Raw genomic sequence first — 6,317 nt, forward strand, 5'->3', positions numbered from 1 at the left:
TTCGATCAACGCCTCGATCTAAAGCGTTACAGGACTCACGCGCAGCACGACTGCATTAATCAGAGGTGCCCTAATACTAGTCTCGCTACCTTACCACAGCTTTAAGGGGTCGTCTCGCCTTCTGCATCAATCTGCTACTGACTCAATTCTGCGCTTCCCCTCTGCTGCTATGACGTTAGAATGATCGTCCTTTTCGAGAACATTTGTTGTAAGCGAACTTCATGGCTCTATTCAAAAAGTTATTCAACAGGGACAAAACCCGCAACGCGACCGACACTAAGAAAGCGCCGGCCGCGAAAACTGGGCGTCAGTTAATTCTCAGCGAGAAAGACAGCGACCGCCGTCTGACACTGATTAAAGAAGTAACCGAAGAGAACGAGCTGGAAGCTCTGATCCGTGAGGCAGATAAGGAGACCCGCCAGCAGATTGAGTCTGTCTGGCTTGAGCGTCTTGCCCCGTCAGGAGCGCTACCCAGTGGTGCGAATGATCAGGTTCTGACCCGTATCGCATCACTGACTCAGGATGCCGCGCTGGCAAAGTCTGCGGTTGCTGCAATCGGTGACGAACCGGCTCGCCTGGCGCTGGCCAAAGAGCATTCTCTGGCACGCGTACGTCTGGCAGCAGCAGAAACGATTATTTCAGCCGATGCACTGCACGAACTGCAGAAACATGCTCAGGGCAAAGACAAGGCCGTTTACCGCCACTGCAAAGATGCCCTTGCGGCACTCAACGCAGAACAGGAAGCCCGCCAGAAAATTCAGGACAAAATTGACTACATCCGCAGTAATGCAGAGACCCTGCTGCGCCTGGGCTATGGCCCGGAGTTCACAGGTAAAGTGCAGATACTGAAACAACGCTGGCAGGACCTTCAGAACGCCATCGAAGGCTTTGACACAGCGGATATCCCCGCCCTGCTGGAAAAACTTGAAGCGATTCTGACTGCGCAGAAAGAAGAAGAGCAAAAAGCCGCAGCACTCGAAGCTGAACTGCAGCAAGCGACTGAACAGCAACAGCGTATCCTTGCTCACCTGCAGGATGCACTGGAAAGCATCAGTGATGACTCCACCGCTGAAAGTCTGAAAGAAACTCTCCTCAGCGAAGAAGGGGCCTGGGCAGAAGCCACAGCTAAACATTCGGCATCCGCAAGCCAGCAAAAGCAGTACGATAATGCCGTTGCCGAAATCACAACCGCAGCGTCAGCCCTGCAATACCTCGCAGAGCATGAAGACATTAAGGGTGAACTGTCTCCAGAGCAGGCACGTGAGCACCTTCCACACTTTGCCTGGCCGCACAGTGCCAGCGCTCCAGAATGGCTGAAAGCTCTGAGAAAAGCGGCCGGTGAAAAGCCGAAAGCGGCAAAGCCAGCACCGGCGAAACAGGATGACAGCGAAGCCCGCGCTAAAGCCGAGGCGCTTATTGAAACGCTCGAAAGCGCACTGGAAGCAAAAGTTGTTGCAGACGCTGCCAGCGCGCTCAAGCAGATTCATCGTTTGAACGACAAGCTGACGCAAAAGACACAGAACCAGATGCAGGGCCGCCTTCGTCTGCTGACCAATCAGCTGAACGAACTCCGCGACTGGCAGGGCTTTGCTGTAACGCCGAAGAAGGAAGCCCTGTGCGAGCAGATGGAAGCCTTAATCGACGCCGATATTGCGCCGGACTTACTGGCCGAGCGTATTAAAGAGCTTCAGACCGAGTGGAAATCTCTTGGCCACTCGAATGACCGGGATCTGTGGCAGCGCTTCCAGGAAGCCTCTGACAAGGCCTTTGAGCCGTGCAAAGCTTATTTTGCAGAACAGGCTCAGCAGCGTGAGAAACTGGTATCACTGCGTAATCAGCTCACCGAAGAGCTACGCCATTACGAAGCCAACATGGACTGGGACAGCGCAGACTGGAAAACGGTGCAGAATACGTTGAATGCCGCCCGTGATACCTTCCGCTCTTATTCGCCGGTTGATCGTGCGTCTCACCAGAAAACCCAGAAAGCATTTAACGACGTCTGCGACGCGATCTATGCGCACCTGAAAGCCGAATACGATCGTAATTTAGATCAGAAGCGCGCTCTGGTCAGCGCTGCTGAAGCGGCTGCGAACAGCGACGATATGAGCGCAGCAGCAGAAACAGTGAAGAAAATCCAACAGGACTGGAAGTTGGTCGGCGTGACCCCTCGCGGTCCGGACCAGAAACTATGGAGCCAGCTGCGTAAGCATGCAGATTCTGTTTTTGCTCAATTGAATGACGCACGCGATGCCCGTAAAGCTGAAATTAACGAAACGGTAGCCAATGCGGAAGCCATCGTTGAAGAAGCAAAAGCGAACGCAGAAAATCAAGGTATTGCGGCAGTAACCGAAGCTCGTGAAAAGCTTGCAGATATTGAGCTTCCAAAAGGAGCACACGGACGCCTTGTTAAATCGCTCAACGACATTGAGGAGCGTATTAACTCTGAACGCAGCGCAGCTAAAGCCGCAGAAGAGCGTGGTCGCTGGGATACTCTGCTGGGGTTAATTTCGACCAATGAGACACCTGAGTCTGACGCTGCTCTGCCTTCGGGCATTGAAGCTGCCTGGTTCACTCAGGAAAGCACTACGGCTGATGCCAGAAAACTCTGCATCACGATGGAAATACTGGCTGATGTTGAATCACCGGTCGAAGATAAGCCGGCGCGCATGGAGCTTCAGGTTCAGCGCCTTGCAGAGGGCATGGGAAGAAATCTCAGCAAAGAAGAAGAGCGTAATGCGCTCATTAAGCAATGGCTGACAGCAGACGCAGATACTGTGCTGACTGAGCGATTTATTGCTGCACTGCGAGCGATTATTTAACGCACAGGAAGCGGTGAGTCATTGTATGGAGGTGCAGCTGTCTACCGGCTGCTGTCTGAATAAAAACGGGCCTTTCAAAGGCCCGTTTTTATTTGTAGCGACGAGAGCTACTCTTCCTCTTCGGCGCCCTTCACGATCAGAAAGCGATACTCCCCATCCACTTCTTCGTTAACCAGCATTTCATGGCTGAGAAACGCACAGAAGCGCGTAAAATCGCGCACGGTTGAAGGGTCTGTTGCCAGTATCTGTATGACTTCGCCGATCGCCATTTCATTAATTTCTTTGTGAAGCATCATTACCGGCTCTGGGCAGAAAAGCCCGCGGGCGTCTAATGTTCTGGCGATATCAGTCATAGTGATCCTGTTAATGTGAAAATCTGAGAGTCAAAAAGAGACCGCGACGCTGAGCCATCACCACGATAGAAATCACTGCTGCACAGAGTGCCGCCGCAACGGTGAAATGACCCGCGTAACCAATATGGGTGGCACTATACCCCGACAAGGCACCTGCGACCATTCCGGTGATTATGACTACGCAGCTCTGAAAGGCATAATCCGCGCCCTCTGAGTGCTCGCGGCAGCGATCCATCATGACCGTAAACAGGGCTGCAGTGGCCATTCCACCCGCCACGTGTTCGGCAATCACGGCCAGCCAGATCGTAAACATATCCCCTGCAGAAATCAGGGAATAACCAAGCATCGCGACGGTTTCAAAGAGAAGGAACAAGACTAATGCATAGGCCCGGGGCATCCGGCCGGTCAGCCAGCCTCCGAACAAGGCACCAGACAGGCCCGCAAGAAAACCACCAATGCCGAGTAAAGCTCCCATCTGCTCAAGTGTGACACCCAGGTCAGAGAGATAAGGCCTGATCATCTGAGTCCCGAACGCATCACCAAACTTATAAAGCGCAATCAAAGCCAGCCATAACCAGGGGCTGTCGAGACGAAAGAAACCAGACCACTGCTTCCAGACGCCCTGCTCTGCTTTGGTATGCCGACGTGGCTTCCAGAAGTACAAAGGTAAACTACCAAGAAACATCAGCGCTGCGACGGACAGCAAAGAAAACTGCCAGCCAAGGTAATTAAAGAAAGACAGCAGAACGCCACCGGCCAGCACCATGCCGACACGATAGCCCCCCACCTGAATACCATTACCGAGACCGCGCTCTTCAGGTTTAAGGTTCTCTACAGCGACCGCATCAGTGGCGATATCCTGCGTGGCGGTTAATAGATTCACGGCCATCAGAACAAGAGCCAGCGCTAACACGCCATCGCTCGTCAGCCATGGCAACGGGACAAACGACAAGCCAATCAGAACCAGCACAGCGGTGTGATTCATTGCCAGAATCCAGCTGCGACGATACTCTCCGGGAACGATGGAGACCCGGTCCAGCACCGGCGCCCAAATGAATTTCAGTGCCCAGGGCAGTGCTACCAGAGACATCAGCCCGATAGACCTGAGATCGACGCCCTGCTCACGCAACAGCACGGGCATTGCCTGGCCGAAGAAGCCGTGGGGAAGGCCCTGAACAAGATACAGAGAAATCAGAGCGAACCATTTAAGTGGCGTGTTCATATGTTTTTATTCGAACCGATAAAGGAAACAAAATGCTCCAGCACAGCTTGTGGTGCTTCTAACTGTGGATAGTGACCTATTCCATTCAGGCGGACTACGTTCGGCTGAGGTATCAAAGATTCATAATGATCTGCCATGTGCCCACCTGATACAGGGTCGGCAGTACCGTCAATTAACAATAGAGGTACATCCAACTTCTGAAGCGCTCCTACCCAACGCTCCCTGTGTTTCCTTCGATCGGCAATATAATGAAGCATGATATGAGATTTTCTATGCCCATCATTACGTGAGAACAAATGCCAGAGATCGTTCGCCTCCGATGAATCCAATTTTGTATATTCACCGAACACCGCATTCAGGTTCTTCTCAAACGTTTGACGAGAGGCGAATTTCGATAATAAAGGACCAACAGGGCTGACCAGCAACTTCTGAATCAGACGCGCTCTATGCTGCTCAGGGAAAAGACCTCCATTCAGCAACGTCATAGTTAGTATCTGGAGACGCTCAGACTCTGGATCGAGGTGTCGTGCAGCTAATTCCTGCGCCACGGTATCACCATAATCATGGGCCAGAATATGCGCTTCCTGAATCCCCCGCTCGGTCAGGACAGACTCAATCAGATCTGCTTGGGCATGAATAGAAAATTGGAAGTCAGCAGGCTTATCGGAAAAGCCAAAACCCAACATATCGATGCTAATAAGGCGGTAGTCGTTCTTCAGCGCTTTCCATATGTAGTGCCAATCCCACCCAGCGGTTGGAAAGCCATGGATCAGGAGAATCACCTCCTCACCGGCACAGGAATCCTGATAGAAGATCTGATGTCCCCTGAATTCGGCCGTTTGCCCTTGCTTGTGCCACGCAGCCAATCCGTTACTTACAGTCATGATTTTCCCGTGTTAGTTCAGAAGGTCTGACTACCTGTATACTCTCGCAGGTGTCACCCAGTATGCCTCAGATAACTGCCCGTATGAAAAAACTGCACCCCAGAAACATTCACAATCAGGAATACGATTTTTATCAGTTGATTAAGGCATCCCCGAATCTCGCTAACTATATAACGAGAACACCTTCTTCTCAGCAGACGATAGACTTCGCCAACCCGTCAGCTGTAAAAGCGCTGAACGCTGCTCTCCTTAAGCAGCATTACGGAGTAACTGGCTGGGACATACCTGACGGTGCTCTCTGCCCTCCTGTTCCGGGCCGGGTTGACTACATTCACTACATCGCCGATTTGCTGGATTCGATAGAGCCCGATAAGAATGTGCGTATGCTGGATATTGGTACCGGTACCAACGGCATCTACCCACTTCTGGCGAGCAGTGTTTATGACTGGGAGTGTGTTGCAACCGACATCAGTGAGGCTTCTTTGGATAATGTCGCGGAGATTTTGAAAAACAACCCGGCTTTGAAGCCCCGCATCAGCCTTCGACTACAGCAGGACAAGCACAAGATGTTTGAAGGTGTCGTTCTGCCACAAGACCAATTCAACGTATCGGTTTGCAACCCGCCTTTTCATGCGTCTGCAGAAGACGCTCTGCGCGGCAGTCAACGGAAAGTCGCCAACCTCAACAAAGGTAAAGCAGAACCTAAGAGCGAGCCTCTGCTCAACTTTGGCGGTATGAAAAATGAACTCTGGTGCAACGGCGGCGAAGCGCTTTTTCTTAAAAAAATGATTAAAGAAAGTAAGCAGTTTGCGTCGCAAATACGCTGGTTTACTAGCCTGGTATCAAAAGCGGAGAGCGTGAAGCCACTGTCGAAACTTGCGAATAAAGCAGGCGCAACAGACGTTAAGGTCATTGAAATGACACAGGGTAAGAAGCAGACGCGAGTTCTTGTCTGGACGTTTCAAGCGGTAGATTGATCGAATTGATGAATCGCGAATAGCCTCCGGCTGAATCGCTTATATGGACCCGTCCCGTTGTT

Annotated in this window: 5 protein-coding genes; 2 read left to right on the forward strand and 3 right to left on the reverse strand. The window is 51.8% G+C overall.

What is annotated here, in order from left to right; all coding sequences use genetic code 11:
* Positions 1-221: 221 nt before the first annotated feature.
* Positions 222-2,819 carry a DUF349 domain-containing protein gene (locus B3007_RS02310; RefSeq protein ID WP_301378261.1) on the forward strand — a complete coding sequence of 866 codons (2,598 nt, stop codon included), beginning with the start codon at positions 222-224 and terminating at the stop codon, positions 2,817-2,819.
* 107 nt (positions 2,820-2,926) lie between these two features.
* Here the strand turns inward: B3007_RS02310 and tusA are convergent, their stop codons facing one another.
* The 3 genes from tusA to B3007_RS02325 are packed head-to-tail and all read right to left on the reverse strand — an operon-like array spanning position 2,927 to position 5,278.
* The gene (gene tusA / locus B3007_RS02315; RefSeq protein ID WP_076518202.1) at positions 2,927-3,172 is read right to left on the reverse strand and encodes a sulfurtransferase TusA; all 246 of its coding nucleotides are present in this window, start codon (positions 3,170-3,172) and stop codon (positions 2,927-2,929) included.
* Between the two features lie 10 nt (positions 3,173-3,182).
* Entirely contained in the window at positions 3,183-4,394 is a 1,212-nt protein-coding gene (locus B3007_RS02320) for an MFS transporter (RefSeq protein ID WP_301378262.1), read from the reverse strand.
* Complete coding sequence (locus B3007_RS02325) at positions 4,391-5,278, reverse strand: alpha/beta fold hydrolase (protein ID WP_301378263.1); 888 nt, start codon at positions 5,276-5,278, stop codon at positions 4,391-4,393. The genes B3007_RS02320 and B3007_RS02325 overlap by 4 nt, the downstream gene beginning before the upstream one ends.
* A 62-nt stretch (positions 5,279-5,340) precedes the next feature.
* Here B3007_RS02325 and rlmF point away from each other — a divergent pair, with 62 nt between their 5' ends.
* Positions 5,341-6,255 (forward strand): 23S rRNA (adenine(1618)-N(6))-methyltransferase RlmF, encoded by a 915-nt coding sequence (gene rlmF, locus B3007_RS02330; RefSeq protein WP_068441983.1) that lies wholly within the window; start codon positions 5,341-5,343, stop codon positions 6,253-6,255.
* Positions 6,256-6,317 lie beyond the last annotated feature (62 nt).

It is taken from the genome of Thalassolituus sp. UBA675 (genome assembly GCF_002297765.1).
Taxonomy (GTDB): Bacteria; Pseudomonadota; Gammaproteobacteria; order Pseudomonadales; family Oceanobacteraceae; genus Thalassolituus.